The 26,586-nt window shown below is 35.5% G+C and carries 16 protein-coding genes; 6 read left to right on the top strand and 10 right to left on the bottom strand.

Annotated elements, in window-relative coordinates; all coding sequences use genetic code 11:
• Position 1 precedes the first annotated feature (1 nt).
• Together ACZGCQ_RS12810 and ACZGCQ_RS12805 are read right to left on the bottom strand one after the other, a co-directional pair.
• On the bottom strand, positions 2–859 hold the full coding sequence (locus ACZGCQ_RS12810) for a hypothetical protein (protein WP_481266500.1): 858 nt from the start codon (positions 857–859) through the stop codon (positions 2–4).
• A gap of 42 nt (positions 860–901) precedes the next feature.
• A complete protein-coding gene (locus ACZGCQ_RS12805) occupies positions 902–1,747 on the bottom strand; it encodes a P-loop NTPase family protein (protein WP_481266499.1) in 846 nt (281 codons plus the stop codon).
• Positions 1,748–1,878: 131 nt separating this feature from the next.
• Here ACZGCQ_RS12805 and ACZGCQ_RS12800 point away from each other — a divergent pair, with 131 nt between their 5' ends.
• The 5 genes from ACZGCQ_RS12800 (at position 1,879) to ACZGCQ_RS12780 (ending at position 11,838) form a co-directional block, all read left to right on the top strand.
• On the top strand, positions 1,879–3,189 hold the full coding sequence (locus ACZGCQ_RS12800; RefSeq protein ID WP_481266498.1) for a DUF262 domain-containing protein: 1,311 nt from the start codon (positions 1,879–1,881) through the stop codon (positions 3,187–3,189).
• On the top strand, positions 3,176–5,023 hold the full coding sequence (locus ACZGCQ_RS12795; RefSeq protein ID WP_481266497.1) for a DUF262 domain-containing protein: 1,848 nt from the start codon (positions 3,176–3,178) through the stop codon (positions 5,021–5,023). The genes ACZGCQ_RS12800 and ACZGCQ_RS12795 overlap by 14 nt, the downstream gene beginning before the upstream one ends.
• 242 nt (positions 5,024–5,265) lie before the next feature.
• Positions 5,266–6,474: a hypothetical protein gene (locus ACZGCQ_RS12790; protein ID WP_481266496.1), complete on the top strand. Its 1,209-nt coding sequence runs from the start codon at positions 5,266–5,268 to the stop codon at positions 6,472–6,474.
• Positions 6,475–6,653: 179 nt separating this feature from the next.
• Positions 6,654–10,838, top strand: coding sequence for an AAA domain-containing protein (locus ACZGCQ_RS12785; protein ID WP_481266495.1), 4,185 nt, complete (start codon positions 6,654–6,656; stop codon positions 10,836–10,838).
• Between the two features lie 115 nt (positions 10,839–10,953).
• Positions 10,954–11,838, top strand: a complete 885-nt coding sequence (locus ACZGCQ_RS12780) for a phosphoadenosine phosphosulfate reductase domain-containing protein (protein ID WP_481266494.1) — start codon at positions 10,954–10,956, stop codon at positions 11,836–11,838.
• A 100-nt stretch (positions 11,839–11,938) separates the two neighbouring features.
• Here ACZGCQ_RS12780 and ACZGCQ_RS12775 read toward each other — a convergent pair whose 3' ends face one another.
• The 5 genes from ACZGCQ_RS12775 to ACZGCQ_RS12755 form a co-directional block, all read right to left on the bottom strand.
• Positions 11,939–15,286 carry a hypothetical protein gene (locus tag ACZGCQ_RS12775; protein WP_481266493.1) on the bottom strand — a complete coding sequence of 1,116 codons (3,348 nt, stop codon included), beginning with the start codon at positions 15,284–15,286 and terminating at the stop codon, positions 11,939–11,941.
• Positions 15,283–16,149 (bottom strand): DUF4007 family protein, encoded by an 867-nt coding sequence (locus ACZGCQ_RS12770; protein WP_481266492.1) that lies wholly within the window; start codon positions 16,147–16,149, stop codon positions 15,283–15,285. Before ACZGCQ_RS12770 ends, ACZGCQ_RS12775 begins: the two co-directional genes overlap by 4 nt.
• A 63-nt stretch (positions 16,150–16,212) precedes the next feature.
• Positions 16,213–21,417: an FtsK/SpoIIIE domain-containing protein gene (locus tag ACZGCQ_RS12765; protein WP_481266491.1), complete on the bottom strand. Its 5,205-nt coding sequence runs from the start codon at positions 21,415–21,417 to the stop codon at positions 16,213–16,215.
• Between the two features lie 29 nt (positions 21,418–21,446).
• Positions 21,447–23,066, bottom strand: coding sequence for a hypothetical protein (locus tag ACZGCQ_RS12760; protein WP_481266490.1), 1,620 nt, complete (start codon positions 23,064–23,066; stop codon positions 21,447–21,449).
• A gap of 33 nt (positions 23,067–23,099) precedes the next feature.
• Complete coding sequence (locus tag ACZGCQ_RS12755; protein ID WP_481266489.1) at positions 23,100–24,836, bottom strand: hypothetical protein; 1,737 nt, start codon at positions 24,834–24,836, stop codon at positions 23,100–23,102.
• A gap of 174 nt (positions 24,837–25,010) precedes the next feature.
• Here ACZGCQ_RS12755 and ACZGCQ_RS12750 point away from each other — a divergent pair, with 174 nt between their 5' ends.
• Positions 25,011–25,400 (top strand): RidA family protein, encoded by a 390-nt coding sequence (locus ACZGCQ_RS12750; RefSeq protein WP_481266488.1) that lies wholly within the window; start codon positions 25,011–25,013, stop codon positions 25,398–25,400.
• 34 nt (positions 25,401–25,434) lie between these two features.
• Here the strand turns inward: ACZGCQ_RS12750 and ACZGCQ_RS12745 are convergent, their stop codons facing one another.
• Genes ACZGCQ_RS12745 through ACZGCQ_RS12735 form a run of 3 tightly spaced genes read right to left on the bottom strand, consistent with a single transcriptional unit; the run spans position 25,435 to position 26,484 of the window.
• Positions 25,435–25,698, bottom strand: coding sequence for a hypothetical protein (locus ACZGCQ_RS12745; RefSeq protein ID WP_480003504.1), 264 nt, complete (start codon positions 25,696–25,698; stop codon positions 25,435–25,437).
• Positions 25,688–26,050, bottom strand: coding sequence for a hypothetical protein (locus ACZGCQ_RS12740; protein ID WP_215148423.1), 363 nt, complete (start codon positions 26,048–26,050; stop codon positions 25,688–25,690). The genes ACZGCQ_RS12745 and ACZGCQ_RS12740 overlap by 11 nt, the downstream gene beginning before the upstream one ends.
• Complete coding sequence (locus ACZGCQ_RS12735) at positions 26,047–26,484, bottom strand: hypothetical protein (protein WP_481266487.1); 438 nt, start codon at positions 26,482–26,484, stop codon at positions 26,047–26,049. Before ACZGCQ_RS12735 ends, ACZGCQ_RS12740 begins: the two co-directional genes overlap by 4 nt.
• Positions 26,485–26,586 lie beyond the last annotated feature (102 nt).

Here is a 26,586-nt window from a genome sequence, read left to right as displayed (position 1 = left end):
TTTACTTTTTAAATTTATTGAACACACCTGCCACACGGCTTGTTTTTTCGATTTTCACAGGCACCTCTTTTGTAGTTTCTTCATTAGACAAATTAACTAATCCTGAAACTGATCCAATCAACCCTTTCATTTTATTTGTTGCTTCGTTTTTAGACTCTTCATAAGTTAACAACTCAATTTCAATCTGCTTATTCAGTTCAGTCATTTCAATCATGTATTTACAGCTTTCAGATTGCGCTTTAGAATATCGAGCGACTAATGCATTGTATTCAGGTAGTTTTCGCTTTTTTTCTTCTAAAGTCGCATTTCCAAAGAAAAAGTCTAATCCAGCATAAACAATCGAATCATTTAACTTACGATTATATGTATCCTCTTCTAACAGAATTCCTGATATTTCTGTCGTGAGATTAGAAATATCGTTTGTAAATAATCTTTGTCCCTCTTGTAATGAAACAATCGACTTCTCAATCCAATTTTTCGCATCTTTTGGAGAGTCTAACATGAGCCAAGTAATACTAATATAAGATTGAATGAATCCAGTAAAATGAATATCGAAAGCTGTTTTCCTAAATTTTGCACGCTGTACACCATAGGCTTTAATAAATTCTTGGAGAGCATGCTTCAACATTTTCTTAGAATCCTTTGGACTTCTGTGATCATCGACTGATTGTTCTAAATAAGTTAACCCTACATAAAACGGTCCTTCTTGAATTGCTTTGATTTCGTTCTCAAACATATCAAACAAGCGCGCTTGTTCTGTCTCTAAATCGATTAACTTATTTACGATTTCTTTCTTTTGCTTCACTCCTTGATAAACTGAGAAAGCTTTCATCGTTCCTGAAATTAGAACTTCTATCATTCTTCATTCTCCTCATGACGTTTTATAGTCTAACCGTTACCTTCACTGAAATTGTACATGATCATTTCTCGTAAGGATTTCTTTTAAGTAAGCACATCTTACTTTTTCTGAAAAATCTTCATTTCTGAATACCTCTACTCTAAATGGAAGCATTTCTAACAACTGACGCTCCAGTGCTTGCCGTGCCTGTAGAATCGCAATCGTCCCTTCCACTCCTGATAACGAGCGATTCACACCATATGCTTGCTCTGTGTAGTAGGATACGAATCCGTCCGCCCATTCTGTCGGACGCTCGTTTAATGCTTTACGGAAGCTTTTTTCTACATTCGGTTGATCAACATAAACGAGAACTGGTTGTAGCGGCGTAATGATCGTCGCTATGCGTTCAATATACGCTCGCAACGTCGCTTCCGGTAAATCGTATTTGATGAGCCCCATCGTCAATGGATTTTGCAAGAAGCAGCATTCAAAAACATACGTTATATCCGTCGTTAATGCTTGAGCGACGAACGCTTCCCATTTTTTAAAGATCAATGACTGATATAACTCGAACGGCAATTCATAGATATCACGTTCTTGGAGAAATGTAAGTGCTGCTTCAGGAACATCCTGTTTTGACTGCCACTGACGATACGATATTAGCACGTAGTCATTGAACACCTCAGCAAATCGTAAGACATCGAGTGAAGCATACTTGCTTTGAAAATCCGTCCATTCATCCATCGTTAAGTAAGCGACACTCTCATAATCCGCAGGATGGTTGAGATCACCTTCGATATGAAGGCGTGTATTGATTTGTTCCTTTTGCAATAGACAAGTTAATGCTTCAGCTGTTGTTGTTTTGCCTGAGCCCGGGAGCCCTTCCATTAGATAAAGTTTAGCTTTCATACTGTACACTCCTCAAATCATTTTCGCTTCACTTTTTGATACTTCATCTTTATAGTACATAAAATAATAAAAAAGAGGTATATATGTAAAAAATAGGTATAATTAAAAGAAAAAAATAAAGGAGACTCTTAATGGCCTTACTAACAAACGAGCTAGAAATACTTCCATTACGTGATTTGTTCAACATTCCTCTCCGTATTCCTTCATATCAACGACCTTATAAATGGAGTGCACGCTCAACGAATCTTTTGTTCATCGATACTTATGAAGCATTTCAGAATGATTTAGATGAATATCGTCTGGGGTCTGTCATTCTTCAAAAAGATCAAAGCAATACATACAATATCGTTGACGGTCAACAACGACTCACTACCCTTTCGATATTACTTTATTGTCTAGGTGATACAGATCAATCATTATTGCAAGAAGAGTATTCTGAGCTATCTACAAATGCAATACTGACGAATCACAGCATTCTCTCTAGAAAAACGAATGAGTTGAACCCTGATGAACAAACTCGCTTTAAAAATTATCTTTTAGAAAAATGCACAACCGTTCAAATCGTCACAGATAAGGAACAAGAAGCTTTTCAATTTTTTGATTCTCAAAATTCACAAGGAAAATCATTAGCCCCTCATGATCTCCTCAAATCTTATCATCTCCGTGAAATGACAGCCGAAGATGAGTCACAAAAGGTGAATGTCATTAGTCGTTGGGAAGCTTTCAATCAAGAGGATTTAAGTAACCTATTTAAAAACTACTTATATCCGTTAACTCAATGGTATAAAAGAAAACATGGTCTTGGTTATTCCACGAGTAAAATTGATGCTTTCAAGGGAATCGACGCCACGCACGTCTACAATTATGCGTTATACCATAAAGCTAGTAATTTATTCATAGAACAATTTAATAAAAATGGTCATCATGAATTGCTCGCTTCGAATTCTTTGAATCAGTTCCAACTGACACAACCTTTAGTTGCCGGAAAGCGTTTTTTTGACTACATCCTTCATTATGGGCAGCTACTAGAACAAATCCAGAAGCTCATTAAACAGTCCTATGCAGAAGACGAAAATCAAATACCACGTAAAGGAACTGGCGATACTTACATCATGCAATTGTTTGAATGCTCCTTGCTATTTTTTGCTGATCGTTTTGGGATTGAAAGCTTGAATAAATCGGTACTCGATTACTTTTATACTTGGAGTTACTCTCTCCGATTAGTCATGAATGCTGTCTACCAGGAAACGACTAACAAGTACGCAATAGGTAAGCATGAACGTCTCAACGAGGGACTCGATATTTTCACGATCATCAGTGAAATGAATACACCGACAGAATTAGATTTATATGTACTAGAGCAACCAGCCGTTGATTTAAACAACAAAAAGAAATACCAAGCAGTGTATAACAAACTTTCTTCTTTGAATGGATGGTGCTAATATGAGCGATAATCTGAAAGTCATACCAGTAGCAAATGTATTCAAAAACACTAATTATTCAGTTCCGATTTATCAGCGGAATTATGCTTGGAACGAACTTCAAATCCTCCAGTTGATTGAGGATATTGATAGTGCCATTCTTGATAATGATGACCAGACATATTTCCTCGGAAACCTAATCGTCAATCAGACCGACAACAACGTCTATGAAGTCATTGACGGTCAACAACGCTTAACGACGTTGTATTTACTTAAACGCTATCTGAAGTTCTCTTTTTCAAAAGAGGCCCTCCGCTTCGAAGCGCGTGACACATCAAATCGTACACTTGCTTATCTTAGTGATGATAAAGCTTACACATTACCAGAAGAACTAGCTTCCGCTAAAATTTTAAATGGTTATCATATCATTCAAAATTACTTCGAAACGAATCCGATCAATAAAGAAAAATTTGCTAAAAAACTAGAATCCGTCTTTTTGATTCGAGTCCAAGTCCCAAAAAATATTGATTTAAATCATTATTTCGAGATTATGAATACGCGTGGTGAGCAATTAGAACTTCACGAAATCGCAAAAGCAAAATTACTCGAAGTGCTTAAAACCGATCAAGATAAACACGTTGGTGCAATGATTTGGGACACTTGTTCAAATATGAATTCTTACGTACAAATGAATTTTGATCCAAATCACAGAAAGCTTCTCTTCACCCATAATTGGAGTAGTCTTCAATCTAAAATTGAGAGCTTTGATACGATCGTTGATCAAATCGATAACAAAAAGAGCACTTCACAATCTAAAAAACCGTTACTTGCTATTCTCGATAGCAGCAAAACACCGGACACGAAGAGCAAAGAACTTGAAGATGAAAATGAGCGGTTTGAATCAACCATCTCTTTCCCTAATTTCTTACTACAGGTGAATGCTGTCTTAAAGGATCTTAACTCAAACCCTAGTCTGGACGACAAACACTTTCTCCAAACTTTAGAATGGTCTTGGACAAGTCCTGACAACGCCAAGTACTTTTTGTTCACTTTGTTGAAATGTCGTGTCTTGTATGACAAGTACATTGTAAAACGTGAATTTGCCAAAGATTATAAAGAAACAGGTAAGTGGTCTTTGCAACGGTTAGAAAAGTACCGGGATACAAAAAGAAAAAGTGATAAACCAGCGTATGTCGGAACACTGAAACGTGAAAAGCAGAATCAAAAATTAAGAACGCTTCAATCGTGTTTGCGTATCACCTACACTTCTCCAAAAACCATGCACTGGATATCACTAGTCCTTTCTGAGTTACTAGATGATGAATCAACAAATCTCATTAAATTACTCGAGCAGTACTGCTGTGAGAAAGTTAGCGAATCTAATTATGAAACGAAATCAGGGTTCGAAATAGAACGAATCGTTTTTTCTTATCTAGATTATTTAATCTTCCGTGATGGCTACTCATATAAGAACAAACAACTCGTATCTCCATTAAATGATGACTGGCAGTTCCAGTTCAGAAATTCTATCGAGCACTTCTACCCACAACATCCAATTGACGGAATGAAATGGGATAACCGTGATTTGCATAACTTAGGTAACCTAGCTTTAATAACGATTTCCGGAAACTCGAAATTCTCGAATTTATCTCCGCTCAGTAAAATCGACTCTTATCCAAATCTAATTAAACAGAGTCTAAAATTAGCGATTATGCAGACCATAACGATATCTAGTGAAGAGAAGTGGACGACAGAAAAAGCAAATGAGCATCAAATAGAGATGACGACTATTTTGAATAAAGATTTAGCGAAATATGCTAGTGTATCATCTTCAATATTGCAGACAACACCCTAAACGTATAGTTAGAAGACTCTGGAAGCATGTTTGACATCGCTTCCAGAGTCTTCTTTTTTATTCACAAACTATATTTTAGTTACTAATCTTTTGATTTCATAATCTAACTAAATTCTATTCATTTTATATATTCACTCAAATAATTCGATTTTCATGTAGATAAATTGATTGTTTTTAATGTAATAAGGGAATTTTATCAATACTACCTTGGTCTTGTTTCTGAAGAAGGAGGTCTATCTAATATGCAATCTATATTCACAATCTTACATTACTGTTCATTAGTGATTCTAATCGCAACAATCGCTTATCGCTATCAAATTGTAAAAGAGAATCAGTCTTCCGAAAAAGTAAAGAACATCACCCTTCTACTTTGGTTAAGTAGTCTCCTGTTAATATTATCTCTACTCAATGTATATGCGTTGTATCAGCAAGATGGTCAGTATGAAATCATAATGCTACCGATTTTATATGTCATCATATTTAGTTCACTTTGTTGGATGCTTTATTACAGCTACAAAAATCCAAAAAGTCGACCCTCTCCGCAAATTTTCATTCCAACTATTTTGCTATTCACATTATTTATACTCACTGTATTTGCCACTACACTTCATTTTGAAAATATTTTTTACATCATACTTTGCATTGGTATAGTAGGTATTTTTATGAGTGTGCTTTTTTTGTTAAAGCATCAGTCTTTTAAAGAGCTTCCTCGAATATGGAAGTTTGTCTTACCTTTTGGCATCCTGTTCTTAGTAACCTCGTATGAAGTGATTACTTCAGCCCCCACTGAGATTAATTCAGAATCTACTGCTAGTTCTTCTGACAATACTGATAACACGAATACAAATGATCTTGTTGATGAAGAGACAACTGCTGAAGAACCAATAACTAGCGACTCTGAGACAGAACAAGATACTTCTGTCGATACAGCAGATGCACCTGATAAAAAAATTTATGATCAAACAGAAAAGTACTATGGGTCATACAGTTCTTTGAAACTACAAAAGGTTAATAAAAAAATTGAACTAGCCCCTAATTTCTTTTACGAAATCAATCAAATCGAAGTTGGAGAAGTCACCGACTATGAGCCATTCGTCAAAAAATTTATGTTTGATGTAGAGCCTACTTCCGTATTAAAAGTAGCTGCAACTGTTCAAAATAATACATCAATAGACTATTACTACTCGTTTGCTGGCACCTTTATCAATAACGGTATAAATGAGTATAGTCCTGTAGGAAAGTTCACACTTAACAAAAGCTATGATCCAGACGCAGATTTGCCACTTCTAAAAGCCGGTATGACTGATAAGGGTAGCTTTTATGTTTTTATGGAAGAATCAGCTAATACGCTAACTTCTCTTGATTTCTTGATTGGATTACCAACAGATCCTGCTACAGGAGATCCGATTGATTCTTCTTCTGACAACAGCATAACGATCGACCTTCCATAATTATAAAAGACCTTCCGATAAACACTTCGGAAAGTCTTTTTTGCTTTGCACTATTCTCTCTATCCCCTTTCCTTGTATACTAATACTGTCCTAAAAAATAGGAATTAATCGATTTATTTTTCAATAAACAGTCTCTAATTTCCTAACTTTTAAATTTACATACAAGGAGCAATCTAGTAATGAGCACTACTCGAACAAAAGCAATCAATCTGTTTCAATTCATGGCTTCCGTCAAAAAACTAGGATTAAAAACGCAACGCGATACGAGGACCTATACCGCGATTTTAGACGAGACGACACTTGCTTTCCCGAACGTCAACTCGACGTCTGATGAAAGCCAACAAACCGTAGTAGAAGTAAAGTTCCAGCCCGCTTTCACGACGGATCGTCCCGCACTTCCCAATAAACTTACTGAATGGACTGTCATTAATGGAGAAGATGTCACACCAAAGGCTTCTCTCCCTACTGAATTGACTTCCGTTTGGACGACTTATGAATTAGCCGTTCGAGACTGGAAAGAGAAAAAAAGACAACATGAAAAAGCTCAAGCCCTCTATGATTTGATGTACCGCATGTATCAATTCCAAACGACAGATAATGACACACACGAAATCGTCTGGTCGTTTGGTCACCTTCATTGGCCAACTCAATCCATCAAACGTCCTTTGTTCGTTCGACCGGCTGTCATTGATTTTGATACGGAAAAGAGCATCTTCCGCATCGAAACGACACCGACCTTGCCAAAGCTCGAGTTGGACATGTTGAACTGGGATAGTGTTTGGATGAAAGCCGAGCTTTCTGAGTATGAGCTTGCCTTTAAAGAAGATCATGCTTTTGACTTTAATCCATGGGACAATGAACAACTCCAAGAGCGGAGTGAACAAGTCTTACGTTTATTGCATGCGGATCACGCCTATGGTGAGGAAGCAGATGTCTACGTCTTGCCAAACATCTGTCTCTATCGTCGTCCTAAGTCCAACCATAGCTGGGTCGAAGAACATGAACATCTTGCAGAAGCCATTGAACAAGACTTACCGCTCTCACCAGCACTCGAGCAATTCTTTACTTCTGACGATGCCGCTATCGCCGCACTCGATCAACAAGATCGAACAGAGTGGCAAGCAGTCGGAGAAGAGATTCTATTTCCCCTTCCGTATAACGAAGAACAAAAACGGATCCTCCAACAACTCAGTAACAATGCCGGTGTCGTCGTTCAAGGTCCTCCCGGTACCGGAAAAAGCCATACGATTTCGAATTTGATTTCGCATCTGTTGGCACACGGTAAACGGGTCCTTGTCACAAGTGAAAAAGAGCACGCACTGACTGTTCTTCGTGATAAGTTACCCGCTGAAATTCGTGAACTTGCCGTTTCCGTTCTTGGGGCAGATTCAAAGACGATCAAACAGACCGAAACATCCTTACATGGGATCTCTAGTTATTTGAACAAGACGTCTGCTGAAGAACTAGAAGCCAGTGCTACGACGATTCGCCAGCGGTTAGAGTCGATTCGTCAAGAGATTGCATCGACTCGTCGGACGATGCTCGATCAAGCCATCGTCGAACATGATGGTCTAACGATTGGACAAGAAACAAAAACACCACTCGAATGGGCCAAGTGGATCAGTCAATCAACACTTTCAACACACATCCCAACGCCACTCTTAACAGAAGAGGCACCGATGAGTGCGATCGATATTCAAGAATTATATGAATTGATGCAAGACCAAGAGGCATTGGCTGAACTTAAAATCTTAGGGCGTCGTCCTACACGAACGTCTTTTGCCGAACCATTACTTTTTAAAGAGATCGTCAATGAAGTACAAACACTACGCGAACTTGAACCAATCGCTTCATCAGTAGCCTGGATGAAATCTGCCTCTGATGATACGAAATATCAACTCTTAGACTGGTTGCGTCAGTCGTCTCGAAAATATCCACTTCTTGAGCAATGGACAGTGAATCTGTATCGTCATTGGTTGGAACACCCATCTGATTTCGATGAACTCGAACAAGACCGCTTATCGTTCGAGCAGGCGTTGCATGAGATCGAGCAACTTGAACGAATCGTCTCTCTTCACGACTTCGCGATTCCAACAACCGATCAAGATGTATCTGCACTCGCAGCAGAACTCTTACCGCTATTTGAAGGTAATAAGGTCGATGGTGTGTTCTTCAAGTGGACAAAACGAAAAAAATACGCATTCCTACTAGATGAAGTGATGATTGATCAGAAACGATTAACGAGTGCTGCTGACGTCACTCTACTTTTACAGCACCTGACGTACAGCGACTCACTCCGGAAATTGGAACGTACCTTTAAACATCGATTCGAGCATCACTCGATTAAGGTGACGATGCCTGAAATCACAACGTACCGAAAAGCACTCAATGTCTTCCGCTCTCTAGACGACATCATGCAGCATTTCACACAAGTCGTTCGTCCATTGCAGGCAAGCTATGAACACCATGATTTCATGTATGAAGCGGACTGGCTGACAACGCAAACACATGCACTCGAAACGTTATTCGAGCTGGATCGTTTAGATGAATTAACAACCCAGCAGCAGAACTGGTTATCACTACTTGACGTGGCAGAATTGACGCATCCCATCACCCTACCTTTACAACAGGCAATTCGTGACTGGGATACGGATCAGTATGCAGCTATTTATGAAGAACTAAGAGTTCTAGAAACAAACGAACATCGAGCGAGCCGTTTACAAACCCTTAGTGACACACTCGAGCAAGCAGCACCAAATTGGATCACGGCGTTACGGACGAATAGTGCACCGACGTTCCACGCGCTCGAACTTCGAGATGCCTGGCACCTTGCCTATGTTAAAACTCGACTGGAAGCATTAAGTGATGCAGACGAGCGTGAACACTTGCACCGCCTCGAGCAGGAAGAAGGTCAAACCGTCGCACGTCTATGTGCCACACTGGCATGGAAAGAACAACTCAAGCGGATGACGCCTTCGAAACAAGAGCAACTGAACAGCTGGGCGACGTTGATTCGTAAAGTCGGCAAAGGGACTGGGAAACATGCCCCACGTTACCGAAAAGAAGCAGCTAAACAAATGATGCAGGCGCAAGACGCGATTCCGGTCTGGATCATGCCTGTCAACCGTGTGCTCGAATCCTTCAAGGCAGCAAGTGATCTCTTTGACGTCATCATCTTTGATGAGAGCTCTCAAAGCACGATGGACGCGATTTCTCTCTTATCACGGGCACGTAAAGCCATCATCGTCGGAGATGATCGCCAAATTAGTCCGACGAGCTTTGATAATCGGGATAACGTCGAAGAAAAGCGAAAGACCTATTTTGGGGATGATTCCACGATGGCGTTGTTCGATGGAACGAGTAGCCTCTATTCACTCGCTTCCGTTAAGTTCAGTACAAAAGTTGGATTACGGGAACACTTCCGCTGCGTCCCGGAAATCATCGGCTTCAGTAACGCTCATGTCTATGAAGGTACGATTGTTCCACTCCGCTTACCACAGCGAGCTGAACGACTGAATCCTGCGGTAAAAAATCATTTCGTCAGTGATGGATATGTCGACGAGACGACGACAGATAAGGTCAACATTCCGGAAGCTCGTGCCATTGTTGCTGAATTAAAACGAATGATTCAAGATCCGCTCTATCACAATCGGACGTTTGGTGTCGTCTCTTTACTTGGAAATGCGCAAGCGACGCAAATCGAGCGGATTGCAACATCGGAAATCGGAATTGATGTCTTGATGCAGCATCAAGTACGCTTCGGAGATGCGTATACGTTCCAAGGAGACGAACGAGATGTCATGCTTCTCTCAATGGTCGTCGCACCGAATAAACGCTTCATGTCGATGACAAAAGAAACGGATAGCCAACGCTTCAACGTCGCGGCTAGTCGAGCCCGCGATCAAATGATTTTGTTCCATTCCGTGACGTTGAACGATATCGGAAACAACAACTGTATGCGCTATAAATTACTTGGGTATTGTCAAAATCCCCTTGGTGACCAAGCATCATTCGATAGTGTGAAACATCGTTTTGATTCTCCATTCGAAGAAGCTGTCTATCGTCGCCTCGTTGCACGTGGTTACCTCGTCACACCACAAGTACAAGTCAATGGCTACCGGATTGATCTCGTCGTTGAAGGTGAACACAATCGCCTTGCTGTCGAATGTGATGGAGAACGTTGGCACGGTCCAGACGCTTATGAAGCAGATATGTTCCGACAAAAAGTATTGGAGCGCGCAGGCTGGCAATTCTGGCGTGTCCGTGGACGTCACTTTTATCAAGATGCCGATCGAGCAATGGAATCGTTATGGACGACACTTGAAGAGATGGAGATAAAACCAGCTTTAATAGAGTACGTATAAGAGCTTACTTGATACATGATGTATAAACATATTATTGTATTTAATTAGAAATGAACCTTATACTTATAATTAGAAAATAAATGGATATTTTGTTTTCGAGAGAGGTGGTTTTGAGATGGATATGAATAAAGTAAAGACCCAAAAAACCTCTGATCGATCAGCACTAGGTGTATTAAAAGCAGGTACTACTCCTTCATTATCTGGTAGAAAGCCAGTGCATGTAGCAATGTTTAGTGGCGGTGCATCTTCCGCTTATGTTGCTTATCATATCGTTCAGAAATACGGCAAAGAAAACTGCGTTCTTTTTTTCACTGATACACTTTGGGAAGATATAGACAACTACCGATTCATGGATGAAGTAGCAGAGTATATCGGTATGGAGATTACTACTCGAATAGATGGGAGAACGCCTGATGAAGTTTTCCACGATGTTAAATTCTTGGGTAATTCACGTATGGCTAAATGCTCTGAGGAATTAAAGGTTCGTCAAACAATGATTTATCTCGAAGAGCTTCGAGACGAGCATAATCTTGAACCAATCCTTTATTTCGGTATTGGACCTCATGAGCAGCATCGAGCCATCAATCTTCAAAATTTCTACGAACACAACCCAATCGAACCGATAGAAACGCGTTTTCCTATGATCGAAACTTTTAAAGGCGATCTCGATACGAAGGAAATCATTCGTGACGAGTGGAAAATTGCATTGCCGAGAATGTATGGTTTAGGTTTTTCTCACGCGAACTGCGCGGGTCGATGTGTCCGAGGAGGCTTAGGTCATTACGCTCTTTTATATAGTGTCTGGCCCGAGCAATATGCCGAGCAAGAAGCTATGGAAGAACGCTTCCGCAGTAAGTTTGAGAAAGATGTTTCTATTCTAAAGAGAAATGGTGGACCATTCACATTGCGTGAATATAGAGAATTGATGGATAGAGACGGAATTGAGAAATATTTAAGTGAAAAAGACGATACAATTCCTTGTGTATGCTCTTTCTCATAAACAAAATCTATATAAAAAGGTAGTGGAATCTTATCCACTACCTTTTTGTATAGATGGATGCGATAAACAATCGCTAAGCATTAAATAACTATAGTATCTATTAAGATTCTAATTCACTTAGAATCTTATACACAACAAAGCGGATTTCATCATCTGACATTGTTCTACTACCAGCATTTACTATTCTACTTACATTGTTGTAGATAGTCTTCCCTTTAACAGAAAGCTCAACTTCTTTAATTTCCATAATGGTTTGATTATCAGTCACTATTTTGATTAATCCATTTTGATTTTGGTTCGTCACCAATAACTGCTTGAAATTCATCCAAAACGAATCATATGTGACATCTGACCAGTCTTTTAGTGCCACTCCAACAATTTTTTCAATTAAATATGCTAACCAATCTTTATTCTGAGCGTACTCTGAAACGAATCCAGCTAATATTGGACTGCTTAACACAAGTTCTTTATTTCTATCAGCCCACTCATGAATATTTTTACTTGATTCAACTTCCATTTTAAGAAGAACTTCTTTTTTGATCTGTTCTGTCAAAAGACTCAAATGGTTTTCGAGTCCTGATTTTAATATCTTTAAATCAGAATCATTTTCAACAATTTTTGCGAGATTATTAATTGATGCAAGTGGGTCTGTTTCACTATGTCGAATAATCTCTTTGAATTGATTTTCATTAACAATCAGTTGGTCGGTTACTTGAGTATATCTTGGTAAGCTCCGTAACCATCGCGTTAGCTCTGTAAAAATTATGACAGGCTGTTCTGATAAAGTACCATTGAAAAACGTAGTATTTATATCTTTGAGTAAATTTAAATTTGCCGAAGATAATTCATATAGTTCGTATTCATAAAAATCTGCTCTTAATTCTAAAATGTCATATAGCATATCTGCATTTAATTCATGAATATAAAAGTCATTTGAGTAAAACGCCATTTGATGCCAAACGTCTTTTAATAGAGCTATTAATAATAGCGGTATTAGTGGTTCTCTAATACCATAAGGTTCGTGTCTTAATAAATCATATAAACCGACAATTTTTCCTCTTCTATTTTGTTTAAGATGTGAAAGCAGATCGTACCTTAATTTCAACAGATTATTATCAGCTATTTGACTTAAATTATTTGTATCGATTCCTGTATTTTTAAACATAGTTGCATAAATTAAATAATCCGGACCAAATCCTTGGATGTCAAAATCACCTGAAAATGTAGGAGAAAGTAGCTGAGACAAGATACTTTTAGCAGCTTTCTTTTGGATAGAAGTAACGTTTTTTTTGTTAAATCCTTCATTTCTAATTTCCGGTGTGGCAGGAAATCTGTCGAACATCCATTTCGAAAGTTTCTTTTCAAGTGAATTCTTTGAATCGATTTTAACGACGTCATTTTTGATATACCAAGTTAAATTATCTGTCTCAAAATGTCTAATTGGTCGTAAGAGCTTTTCAATTTCGAATCTTATATTTTCTAAATGAATTACAATTTCCGCTTCTAAATTCTCATCTTGTTGAAGTAGTTCTGACGTGTTGAGTAGAAGATCCAAAATCATAAATTCGTCTAATTTAATAATTAAATCTTTAGTATTTAACTTCGTAACGCAAACTATAATATCTTTTCTTTTAGAATTTATTACGAACTCCCGAATATTTTTTAACTCTTGATCATTTCTATAGATCATATACAGTAGCGCTCCATCACTAACCGCAAGATCTAAGTTCAAAATGTCTCCCCAGGTAAATTGAGATTCCACAAAGCGCGTCATGCTTTTAACACTATTATACTCATGAGGTAAAAAATATTTATTAGGTAAAAAATCATTTAAAAACTTAATTCTAGATTCATCATTAATAACTGTTTTAGAGCGATAATCTTCTACTAAGGATTCTAAAGAAAGTATAGATCCACTATATAATTCATATGATGAAGCTAATGGATTATATCTTATTATCTTTATTTTTTTTAGTTCTTCTATACTCTCTCGTATTTTTATCTCGTTGATACCTAGTGCAAAGGATAAAAAATCTATAGAAAGTTTAAAAGGTCTATTAGATATATTCAATAAAGTCATTAATTTTACGAGTCTTTTTGCTTCGTTCGATATTTGGTAACTCATTGATAGTCGATAATACTTTAAATCATCAATTAGATAAAATGAAGATTCATCTGGATAGAAATAATTAAACAATTGATCTGCATAATACCAATCAGTCTCTAAACTATTCTCATCAAATTGAGATAAAAACGTATATAACGTTCGATCATTTTGTCCTAACATATTTGAAAGAATAGGCAATAATCTAATTGTTAATGGGTGTATAGGTTGGCATTTTTCTAAAATGAAATTCTCAACTTCAGACAATTCCATATCTGGAAAAAGACTATACTTTTTTAAATCGTTTTTTATTTTTTCAATATCGTTTAACAAAAATAAGTTTGGAGCATTATCTTCTTTAACGATCTCAAGTATTTTAAATGCTGTTCTATAAAATAAAGAAGGATCACTATCTAAGCGATGCGATTCAAATCTTTTTTCAACTCTTTCTAATTCTTCTTTAGATAAATTATTACTCTCTGTTGAATACTGTCGAAGACCTGTATGAGTAATGAAGAGTAAACCTAAGTTAGAAGCTCTGTTTGCAAATTCAGCGATATCTTGTAAATCTTGCATAGTTTGAAAAATCAACGATTGGTTTACACCTTGAAGAAATCTTCCAAACTCATCATAAATAATAAAAAGTCCCATTTTTTTTATAGATAATTGATTCGTTAAGTGTTGAATTTTTTCAACAAATGATGCTTGTGATTCTGAAATATATGTAGCTCCAGAAGTCAAAGTTCCATACATTTTTTTAAATTCCACTATATATCTTTCATCATTTATAGTAATTCCTTCAATCAATTCTTCTATAGTACACCCAAAAGATGTACACAAATTTATCAATTTTAAATACGTATCTTTATAGTCGTTCTTCCACAATTCAATGGTTTGAAGAATTTGCTCACTATCTCCTTTAAGAGATAAAACAATTCCTTCTGATTTTAATTTTAACTGAATAGCTTCTAAAATAATTTCGTCAATACGTCCGTTTTTACCTGTGATAGTAATAGGAATCCACTTAATATTATTCTCATATAAATTGTCTTTAATTTTGTCTGATAAACTATTATTTAAACCACTCACGTTATATAAAAACGACTTTACATCTTTACTATTTTTTCTTGCTGTTATTAAAGAAGCCGTAATTGCCCCGACCATTGATTTTCCTGCTCCATATGGACCAATCATAAGATGAGAATTGACTAGACTTTTTTTAGATAGACTTGAAATTATATTTTCCATAATTTCCAACTGATCATTGTTAGGGACAAACATATCAAACAGTTCAGACTTTCCTGTGTCATAAACTACATTAATACTAGGTTGAAACTTTTTCATAACACTACCTCATTTTCAAAAAATCGTTCCATATAATCTAAATAATTAGTTGTATCAGTAATTCTAACTACATCGAGACGGTTCGTTCTAGTAAAGATTATTGGATATCTTTTTTGCATCTCTTCTAGACAGTTAACAATTTCAGATCTTGACAGGTTAAAAATTCTTCCCCATAGATTTTCACCATCGATTAATTCATCAAGACTCACTTCAGTGAGTTCATTTCTTTCTATATAAATCAAAAAAGTGATGAAAAGTACTTCAAACTTAAACACTGTATCTAGTGGTGTTTTTTTGTAAGTACCCTTAACTGTATTACTTACCAACCCTAATTCTTCAAACGGACTTTTAATAACATCTTCAGGAGTAGATGAAAGATTATTTGGACTATACATTTGAATGAGACAATCAATGTCTCTTTTTAGTGAATTGGAAGAGACTGATTTTTCTAATGTGTGACCGACCCAGGTTTCTAACGTTTCTATCAATATTGCTTTATCAAAAATTGATTCTTTGAATACATTAAAAAACCAATACCAACTTGTTGCAATTTTTGGATCAGAAGCTAGAGTATAATGTAAAATACTTTTCGTAACAGGATGTTGAATATATTTATCGTATTTATCAACTAATTCCCCTAAAGAAGTAAGGTGATGTTCTGTTTTTCCCGATTGGCGCTTCTCTTCCATGAGACCAGTTGAGAATAACCAATACTTCGCTGATTTCGCCATGTTTTTCCCTAAGCCTAGTTGTTCAAAATGAGTATCATTATAAAAAAAGCGAGCATCGCTTTTAATTTCAGTTAATCCTTTATATAACCATTGCGGACGTAAGTAAAAACTTTGATGTTGTCCAAAACCCATTTGTAACCCACCTTAATTTTAACAAAGCAAAGTAGCCAGATTACTCTTGGCTACTTTGTAAGTTTAGTTATTTTTAAAGAACCTCATCAATGCTCGTAAAGACTGTGGTTCTAAATAAGGACTCTTACCTCTAACTGGTTCTCTATCTTTCTTTAAGAGGTAGTCACCTTTACCTGCTAAATTTTCGGCACCGCTTGTATCTAATACAACGTTAGATGCAACAGCGTCTGTTACTTTTAATCCTAAACGTGCTAGCAAATTATTTTTAATAGTAGTATTAATAATCTCCGCTTTAGGTGATTGTGTACAAACTATCATATGAATCCCTGCTGCCCGTCCTTTTTGACCTATTCTCTTAATAGCAGTTTCGATACGTTGTGCAAATTCTTTATCCTGCATCATGAAATCAGCAAATTCATCAAAAACAATGACAATGCGTGGTAAAACTTCTGATGATTTATTTTCTTCAATTAGTGCTTCATTATATTCTTTTAAATTTTTTGCATAAGCATCTTTAAATTTACTATATCGATTTTCCATTTCCATAATCATAACATCTAAATAATCAGCAGAATCTATTAAATCTAATAATACTTTATCAGTATGCTGAACATCTTCAAACATAGAAAATTCAACCTGTTTTGGATCTATAAATACAAACTTCAATTCTTCCGGTGTGTATAGGCACATCATAGACATAACAATTGAATTCAAACTAACACTTTTTCCACTTCCAGTTGATCCAGCGACTAACATATGAGGTTCTGTTCCATTAAAATCAACTGACATCACTTCATTTAAAGGGTTAAGTCCAATAGGAACAAGAAAACCATTCTTTAAGTCTGTTTGTGTGATATCTCTTCGAACGTACTTCATAAACTGTGAAAAGAAAATTGTATCAGGATCATTACGATTAATGTCTATATTGATACCATTTCGATCACTAAAAATAGTTGGTGGCGAATCAATATGCAGCCATAAAGGCATATCTTTAGCTTTCTTTTCAACTGCTGTAATACTTTGATCCGATGGAATTCTACCAATAATTCGAATGACGCTAGCACCAACGATAGTTCGCTCCACCGTAAACTGAACATTATTTATTCGGAGTTTAGTTTGCAGTGTGTCCGCATAACTATCACCCAATTTTTTTAATACCTCATCAAATGACTCTGTTTGTGGAGCTTGAACGTTCTTCAGTGCATGCTCTTCTGGATATTTAAATTCCTCGATGTCTTCAACTACTTCAATATTTTGAGTTTCGTTTATTATGCTTAACTCACTTTTATCCTTTAAGTCTAAGTCGTTTTCCTTCGTAACATTATCTTTTTGTATTTCAGTTAAAATTAGATCTTTATTATCTGTTTGAGTATAACGATCAAAGTACTCGTTATCGTCAGTTACAGCAACCTGTTCTAATAATGATTTTTCTTCATCCTGTAATTCATTATTTACTTCATGATCAGGAACATTCATTTCAGATAAAATATACGATCTAGTAAAAGTGTTTACTACTATTTCATTTTCATCTTGCTTTTCATAATAATGTCCAGGTGAAAGTTCTGAACGACCTTCAAATTCAATATTTTTATTGTGAATATAAGCATAAATTGACTTTGTAAATTCAAAATTAATTTGAATATTTTCGTTATTTCTTAGTTCATGCAGTATCGCTAATTCAAATTCTTCATATGCACGCTTATCTTCTAAATGAAGTAAAAATGAGTTTAAATACAAGTTTCTTTCGAGTGTTGAATCAAATCTTCTAAAGAACTTTTTCAACGTTTTTTCCCCTGATAATAATTGAACTTTAGCATCAGCTACTTCACTAACATAGCTTTCTTCTTGTATAAGCTTTAACTCAATTAAATCAAATTTAACATGATACATTTCTGTTTCAGGAGAATATTTAATAGTTGTTTTTAATAAATCCGGGCGTTTTTGCCGAGTTCTAAACCACTCTAATTCATCACACATATCCCATAAAACTACAGTGTCATCAGATTTCTTATCTTGTAGCACAGTTAAATATACTGATAAAAACTCATTAACAAATTTTCCGGGTCCTAATGCTCTTAGTACTAAACCACCGGATAGTTCTTTTACAACTTTAAGAGCTTTATCAACCCGTTGTATGTCTATATTACTAACTTTTAACTGATCCTTTAATCTGCTGTAGAGGCGATCACGGTAATAATTGACTTCCAATTCTGCTTTTGAAGATCTTCTAATTGAGTCTGAAGAGGACACAAGAACTTTAATTTCTTCTTTTCCTAGTCGATTTACATGATAACGGATGATATTCGAACCTTCAGCTACTTGTTTCATTAATAAAGGATCCATAAATCTATCGTAAGTGACAACCCAATTAAACTTTTCGTGTGCAAGTTTATATAACGTATTTGTTTCAGTACGCGTTACAGATAGTCTACCTTTTAATAAACCAATCTTATTAGATTCAATGACTAATCCGTCTTTTAAAATCGCTTGCATATTATAAAATTGTTGCATCAATTTTGGCTGGTTATGTGAGACGTAGTTAATTAATCGAGTACCTTCTTTAACCGCTTTAAATTCACGATTCTCATAAAAGACCCAGTTTTTATCTGTTAACTCACATTCTTTGTAGCTTTCTGAATAAAATTGGTGTGGGATTTTTAAATTGTCACTTTGACCAAAATAATCAATAAACACGGCTAAATCAAAGTCTAGCATGGATGTATCTAGTTTTTCCTCAAGTGTTTTGGGATCGCTAAAAGGCAATACATTAATTTCTAATCTAGGAAATTCACCAAACGAATCTACAGCGTTAATATACTCTTCTTGAGATTGAATCCATTGATTAATCTCATCATAGAGCATTGCAGCTCTCGCAGGACTATGAATAGTTATATTCAGCTTCTTTAAACTATCATTTTTTAAGATTTGTTCTACACTCTTTTTTACAAACTCTAAGTTTGTAACATATAAGAATAAAACATCTAAACAATCTGCCGCATACGGATAAACTCGAAGATAATCGTTTGTCACTTTTTCAATTTCTTTCGCAAAAGAAGTTGCTTGGGAGGACACACTCTCAATTTCTCCACCTTCGATATATGTTCCCTGACCATATAGTTCATCTTGTGCAAATAGGTGATTCCCTTCCCTAGATACGTAATAAGATGGTGCCAAGTTAGTAAACGATCCTCTTAGGTACTCTTTGTACTGTTTTAAATCTTCTACATCTTGTATTTTATTGCGTTGTTCAGACGTATCAGAAATACTAGAAAGTAATTTTCCAAAATGAATGAGTTTAAAGCCGTAAGCAATAAATCTAATGGGATTAAATACAGATACTATTTTACGTTCAACTTCTGCTTGTTTAACGTTTTTAGTTTCGAAAATCTTTATCGTTCCAATTTCATTTAGGAGTGAGTATATTTTTCTAACACTATCTACATCATGATCCGAGCACTTTAAAAATGATTCACTAAGATCAGATACTTGATTTAAGTCTTCAATAGTTATTCCTCTATTTTCGTCGATAATAGATTTAAGAATATTAGTGTACTCAGAATTGTATTTTTTAAATTGCTCGATAGGTTCTAACAATCGTTTATCCGACATAAGGGTGTATTTTTGTTGTTCACTCAAATACTCATTAAGATCTTCTTCAACTGGCGTACCCTTTTTCGTAATAATAGAATGTAAAAAACCGTCTTGAATTTGGTTGATAAATTTGGAAAAACTTGTTTCAATTAATGTTCTACTAGCATCAATTTTGATAATGGATTTCGCTATAGAATTTTCATTTTTTAAAAGTCGTAATTTAACGGGGATTACTTCAATCTCTTTAGATGATTCGTTAGTGTTCATCAATTCTGAAAGAACAATTATGTTCGAAGACAACATGGATAAAGATTTCAGATGAAAATTAAAGAATCTAGCTTGTTCTTCAGAAACTTCTGTATTTTGATCTATTGAAATTTCAAAGGTAAGATTACCATTGAATTCTTCATGATCTATTTCCTCTAACATCACTAAACCCTCAGATAAAATCGCTTCAAAAATATCAATATATTCAGAGGGATTCTCAAGCTTATTTTCAATATTAATAATTTTTTTCAGTATATTTTCTTTTTCAAGTTCTTGTTCATATTCTTCTCGGAATTCTCGAATCGTCTCAATATCATTTTTAGCATTTACGGCTTCAACACCACGATCAAAACGGCTTTCAGCTTCCATTTTTTCTTGCTTTAATTGGCTCTCTTCTTCAATACTTTTTGCTTCTCTAATTTTTTCTGCAAAATTGTCTAGAATTATATCTCTTGCATTATTTAATTTATCCTTTAAAGAATTAGACACTTTAAATCCAAAAATTCGTTCTGCGTCATTGTATGAAACTAGATTTAAAAGGTCGTTGTTTCGTCTTTCAACAAACTCCATAGTTTTTTCTAAAAACAATACTTTATCGTTATTAAAGCTTTTCCAAACTTCACTTGAAAAATTATTTTTTTCTTCATTGACAATGAAATTATCTACATTTTTCATCATTTTCTCTGGGTCTAAATAATTTACTAAAGTTTTTCTTAAGTGACTTAATAAAAAGTTTTTTCTAAGCTGACTACGAAGACCCTCTAGCGACTCAAATTTTAAATGCTCATCTTTAAATAGCCGAAAATGAGGCAGAGATTTTCCTAAAATCACTTTAAATGTATCATTAGATAATTCTTTCTCTTGTAACACGCTTTCAATATAAGCAATAAGCATTGAAAGTTGTAAATCGAGTTCTCCTCTATGCTGATATGCTCCAATTAGTTTGAGTAGATCTTTTATCTGATGTGGTTCTAAATATCCTTTTTCTCGTAGAGATTGATCTAAACTGAAAAATCCATCCGATGATAATAATTGTGTTTCATCAATAGAAACAATATCTTTTAAGCTTTGAGCTTCTGGTGTTCGTTCATTCATTAATAAAATTAATGCTTCATTCGTTTTCACATTATTTCGTAACCACACTCCATTTTCGTTTTCATTTAAAACAAATGAATCATAACCGTCAATTTGTTTTATAGTCCGTATCAATGGTTCATAAAAACTTTTGAGTTGAGTTTGATTTTCTAATAATGCGTTTAAGATAGCTGGAAAGTATTCTTCGTTTATTCCTTCTATCTTTACTAGTACTTTTTCGGCATTTTTATTTTTATGATCTTTAAGATAATTAAGTAAGTGTTGTGCAATCCAACTACCTATTATCTTTTCTTTATGAGTAATTCTTGCAATCATTGCTTAATGCTCCTTCCTGGTATGTTGCATCAATTAGAATAAGGATTTGTCACTAATGCTGTTGCATCTGAATATTCTTGGAGTAGCCCATTTTGTTTTAATTTTTGTCTCATTTTTTTCTCATTGCTTCTAAAGTGACTTAGATTAATTCCCTCTTTTGAATACAATCCAGAATTTTTAGCAGCATCCTCACCAATAATAATCCGATATTTCAGGAATAATTCATTTAAGAAATCGTCATATGGTAAATTGTTCTGACCATCGAGAGTTGCATACACTAAAGCACTTAGAACATTATCATGTAGTACATATCGAGCTTTAGATCCCTTTCCTGAAACAATAAACTGACCATCACGAGCTAAAGTTTTCATAATAGGGACTTGTGTTTTAGACAAATCCTCCATATAAAGTTCTACAATACGTAATCTAAGTAACTTTTTAGCATTATTAATATCTTTGGTCTCCAATGCCTCTACAAGTTTTTTCTTTTTTGTTGCTTGAAGGCTGTTAAAATTTAATTCATTAAAAAATCCAGAATAGCCTTTTAATTTATCTTTTTCAGAGCTATCAAAATTATTTCTCCAAAAATAAATTTTTTCTTCTGCTTTAGCTTCAGAAAACACTTCTTCTACTCGATCTTCAACAAAGGTTTTATACGCTTCTCTTACTATAGTTTCGTGAATTCTATAAGAATCTTGAGCCAAAAATTTAATTGATTTATTTTGACCTTCTAAACAATCAATGAAATAATTGCTCGTTTCACCAATAATTTGTTCTGATTGAAAAATCATATAACGATGAAGTTGGAATGTTATGAGAGAAGTTAAAATATCAAACATTTCATAAATATCAATGTTTAACATAAGCAATGCGTTAAGTTCTTCTGCAAATTCTTTATACAATGCTAAATCTGTATTTGGTAAAGTTGGGTATTCACTACTTTCCCAATTAGTAATAACAGATGATAACTCTTCATCTTTGATTAGTGGTGCTGGCTGCTCTCCAGTACTATACTCACTAAATGCTTCATTAATTTGATTAATGACAGCAATTACCCCACTAGAGCTAGATAGTAGGGTTTTCATGTTTTTCTCAATATTAATTCTTAATTCAGGATTATTTAAGGTTCCGTAATGCAACATTAAAAAGTATAATTCTCCACCACGAGCAAAAAAATTACGTTCATAATTAATAGTTAAATTTTTCGAATTACCTTTATCTCTATTTACACGAACTTCAGAAAAAAGCAATGACTCATGGAGAGGATACATCATTTGAGCGTACCAAGAGCGATCAACTGGTTTTCCCATCGGTGTCATTAGAGGTATAGTTAGATTTTTAAAGAACACTTGTAAATCTTCTAATTGCTTTTCACTTACTCCGAGTTTCTTTCGAATCACATCTTTTTTCTTTTCTTCGAAAATTGCAGTATGACCTTTTGCGCCCTCTTTCTCTCCTTCATAGACAAACTGGCGAAATTCAATCATTTTTCTTCGGTCATAATACTTCTTTTCTAGACTAAAACCTGTTCCAGCAAATACATTTAAAAATTCTAAAGTATACTCTGGTCCACGCTGCCCATCTTTAAACCGATGTCCCCATATTTCAGCACCAATTTTACTAGAAAATTTTGAACTTTCTTCTTGCATATCTAACATCCTTTCAACTATTTTTACTTAGATTTAAAAATCATCATCTTCAAGTTCAATGTCTACACTAATAATTTCGCTTTCATTAATTTCAATTGTTTCTAACACAAATGATCCTTGAATACGATCGAACTTCAAAATTTGCAAAATACTTTCATCCTGTTTTTTTAACGAGATCAATCTATTTCGAAAACTATTAAGTAATATCTCTACATGCTCTCTCAAAACGTTTAACATGCCTCCATTACTCAAACGCATTAGATATTCAAAAGTCACTAAATTAATAGCTAGTTCTACGCCTTGTACACTCAAGGTTAATTTTGTACCTGTTTGGTCAATTGCTTCATTTTTACCTTGGATATGAAATTCCACTTGATCTAGACCAACAATCTGATGAACTAATAAACTATCTGAAGATACATACAGCTGATGAGAGGGAGAATACACCATTCTCTTTGCGAAGAACGTATTTAATCCATCCACAAGCTTAACCTTAATGTTATGTTCAATTCTTCCTCTATGAAGAATGCTTATAAAATCATACCGGTGTCGATAAGAGATTAATTTTTCTACTTTTTTATTATCTTGAGATTCAAAGTAATACTTTCTTCGCAATCTTGGAAACCATTTATTCATTAGTTCAACACCGTTCACATTATCACCATGTATATTTGAACGATACATTTTTACGTCTTCGTAATAAGCACCGTTTTCAACATCAATATCTTTACCAAACAATGTGTGATGTGTATCTTTGATTTGTTCGCTACTACTTAAGTCTCCATTAAGTAGAAAGTCATCAATTACAGAGTCTGAAATGTATCCAGGATCTAATGATTTAAATTCTTGAATGCCGCCAATTTCCTCAAAAACTTCTGGTCTAAGATTGTTACCAAAAAAGTTCTCATAATAAGACTTTTTCGCTAACGCTTGGATTGATTCACTATTAGAAGCCTCGTGTATATCTTTGCAAGCCATTCCGCCTGTTTGCGTATAGGCTAAGTGAATGAGTAACTCTCGCATTGTCATATGCTTACCGTTCATATCTAAAGATTTATACATACGCATCATTCGATTTTTTGTTGTTTTATCACTTAAAGCTAGATGATTGCTATTTATAATGCATATGTTTTTACTAGAACAATCATTACAAATATCCCAGTTTTGTTCTTCATTCCATCCTTCTACGATTTTTTCAGCATAAATCGACGATGATGCGTACAATAAGTTATATACTTTTATTTCATTCGTCATTTCTACTTCTTTATTGTTTGATATAAATTGAGGAATGACGACACTTTTTAATTTATTTAATTCAGGATATTTCACAAGGGTATGCGTTAATTTCCCCTCATTAGCTGCAATGAGAAAATATACCTTAGATTCATCGTTTTCTAGGGAATCTTGCAATTTTTTTAGTTCTTCAACGATAACTTCATTTTTTAATTCCGATAAATCTTTTATTATTCGAATTCTATAGTTTTTATATGAAATCTCTGCTATACCTGATTCCGGCCATCCTTTAAACTCTTCTTCGACTAATTGATCATACACATTTCTACAAATTCTAGTTTTTCCATCTCCAGCATTACCTGTTATGATGATAGAGCGAGGAGACGTTGAGAGCTCTTCGATAATTTTTTTGTTAATATTTGTATCAATACTGTACTCGATTTTCTTAGTATGTTCGTCAAAAATTTTCGAGTAATCTGCTGTAGTTAAATCATACTGATGCATAAATGAAACAAAAGGATTAACTTGATTTTGCATTATAAATTCTCCTTAGTTCTCATGTTTATTTGTCACAACTTCCCTAATAAATTATATCATTTATGGTTTTTTATTCATATTATATTGTTAATGATTATAATAAAAGTAATTTAAAGTTATATTGTTTTTTACCTAGTAAGTACTTATTAACAAAAGAATGGAGAGAAATAAGATATGTCATTTTTAAAAAAAATTGAAACGTCTAACGCCCCTGCTGCGATCGGTCCTTACTCGCAAGGCTTTATCGCAAACGGCACACTCTATGCTTCCGGTCAAATCCCGATTGATCCCGCAACGGGTGAACTCGTACCAGGCGGAATCACAGAGCAGACGGAACAAGTCATGCGCAACGTCGATGCCATCCTGAAAGAGGCCGGGCTGACACCCGATCGCGTCGTCAAGACGACATGCTACTTAACGAGCATGGAACACTTCGCTTCTTTTAATACGATTTACTCCGACTACTTCGCACCACACGATCACTTCCCAGCTCGGTCTTGTATCGCTGTGAAGGAACTACCAAAAAGTGCTTTGGTCGAAGTTGAGATTTTAGGACTCGTTTGATTTACTCGCTACGCACTTGTTGCGTAGCGTTTTTTTATCGTAATCCCCAGCGCCCTGTTCCTTTTCCCGTCTCGCTGTAAAAGAGGTCCTGCTCTCCCCGGTACAATTCACACTCACTCGCATGTAGGTAGATCAATTTCCGAACGCGTGCCTCAAGTCCTGCTTCTGATGTAAACCGTGATAGATCCAAATGTTCTGTTTGTCTGACGCGCTGGTAGATATCAATTAAGTCGAGTGGCGATTGCCGTTCTAGGATTCGTTGAATTACATCAAGTAACTGTTGGCTCTCATCCGTCATATCCTTCTAACTCCTTTTTCATCACTTTGTTTTGAATCGCATTCATCACCATTGGTATTTGCACGACCAAATTCAAGACACTCACTCCGAGAACCAGTTGACTGGCTGTCAATGGCTTGAAGTATCCTTCGCCGTATCCTTCACCTACACTGAGTGCGATCCCGTACGAAATCGCAAACGAAACCATGTTGCCGATGACGATGTATTTCGGTTTTCCACTCCGTGCAAGTGAATACGATAAAGCTCCAAGTCCAAACAAAAATAAGGCATACCCTAATATCGAACCCTCTTTCCAATCGAGGTAAGGTCCTAGCCACGCAAACGGAATCAGATACAATAGTGCTCGTTTCATTGTTCATCCTCCCTTTCTTCATCTTTTCGGTTACTCCCCGCATCGTAATAACCGTATAGGAGTTCCCGAATCATCTCCCACCCTGGTGGAAAAACGTTTGAGCGTGACACTTTTTCTGTGCCGTGTTCTGTAGTCACATGAATTTCCCAGGCTGTTCCGTCCATCATCGTAAGACTTTCAGGATCCGCGCACTCTCGCCATTTCTCGATATTGAATAAATCTGACCACATGTCGATTAGATAGATGTCCTCTTCCGTCAGGTTTATAAGCAATGGATCCATTTCGTCAAGGAATATTAATTCACGTGGAAACCGTGGAGATAATATTTCTTCCTCATCTTCCGCACGAACCGTTCGACTTGTACGATCCCACCAGAACGTCTGTCCTCTTCCCATACCGGACTCCCGAAAATAAATTCGCTCGACTGTTTGCATCGTGATCATCCTCTAAAATTGATATTTCCATTATAGCCCATTTGTCATTTTTAACCTGTTACATTTTTTACTATGGTTCTGCTGATTTCTGTTGCTGTGAAA

It is taken from the genome of Exiguobacterium sp. HSB13 (genome assembly GCF_056764755.1).
Note: the sequence above shows the minus strand (reverse complement) of the source record. Positions and strands in the feature narration are given on the sequence as shown.

Bases quoted from the DNA above. Each gene is read 5' to 3' on its own strand.
- ACZGCQ_RS12810 (WP_481266500.1), bottom strand. From the start codon at position 859: ATGATAGAAGTTCTAATTTCAGGAACGATGAAAGCTTTCTCAGTTTAT.
- ACZGCQ_RS12805 (WP_481266499.1), bottom strand. From the start codon at position 1,747: ATGAAAGCTAAACTTTATCTAATGGAAGGGCTCCCGGGCTCAGGCAAA.
- ACZGCQ_RS12800 (WP_481266498.1), top strand. From the start codon at position 1,879: ATGGCCTTACTAACAAACGAGCTAGAAATACTTCCATTACGTGATTTG.
- ACZGCQ_RS12795 (WP_481266497.1), top strand. From the start codon at position 3,176: ATGGATGGTGCTAATATGAGCGATAATCTGAAAGTCATACCAGTAGCA.
- ACZGCQ_RS12790 (WP_481266496.1), top strand. From the start codon at position 5,266: ATGCAATCTATATTCACAATCTTACATTACTGTTCATTAGTGATTCTA.
- ACZGCQ_RS12785 (WP_481266495.1), top strand. From the start codon at position 6,654: ATGAGCACTACTCGAACAAAAGCAATCAATCTGTTTCAATTCATGGCT.
- ACZGCQ_RS12780 (WP_481266494.1), top strand. From the start codon at position 10,954: ATGGATATGAATAAAGTAAAGACCCAAAAAACCTCTGATCGATCAGCA.
- ACZGCQ_RS12775 (WP_481266493.1), bottom strand. From the start codon at position 15,286: ATGAAAAAGTTTCAACCTAGTATTAATGTAGTTTATGACACAGGAAAG.
- ACZGCQ_RS12770 (WP_481266492.1), bottom strand. From the start codon at position 16,149: ATGGGTTTTGGACAACATCAAAGTTTTTACTTACGTCCGCAATGGTTA.
- ACZGCQ_RS12765 (WP_481266491.1), bottom strand. From the start codon at position 21,417: ATGATTGCAAGAATTACTCATAAAGAAAAGATAATAGGTAGTTGGATT.
- ACZGCQ_RS12760 (WP_481266490.1), bottom strand. From the start codon at position 23,066: ATGCAAGAAGAAAGTTCAAAATTTTCTAGTAAAATTGGTGCTGAAATA.
- ACZGCQ_RS12755 (WP_481266489.1), bottom strand. From the start codon at position 24,836: ATGCAAAATCAAGTTAATCCTTTTGTTTCATTTATGCATCAGTATGAT.
- ACZGCQ_RS12750 (WP_481266488.1), top strand. From the start codon at position 25,011: ATGTCATTTTTAAAAAAAATTGAAACGTCTAACGCCCCTGCTGCGATC.
- ACZGCQ_RS12745 (WP_480003504.1), bottom strand. From the start codon at position 25,698: ATGACGGATGAGAGCCAACAGTTACTTGATGTAATTCAACGAATCCTA.
- ACZGCQ_RS12740 (WP_215148423.1), bottom strand. From the start codon at position 26,050: ATGAAACGAGCACTATTGTATCTGATTCCGTTTGCGTGGCTAGGACCT.
- ACZGCQ_RS12735 (WP_481266487.1), bottom strand. From the start codon at position 26,484: ATGCAAACAGTCGAGCGAATTTATTTTCGGGAGTCCGGTATGGGAAGA.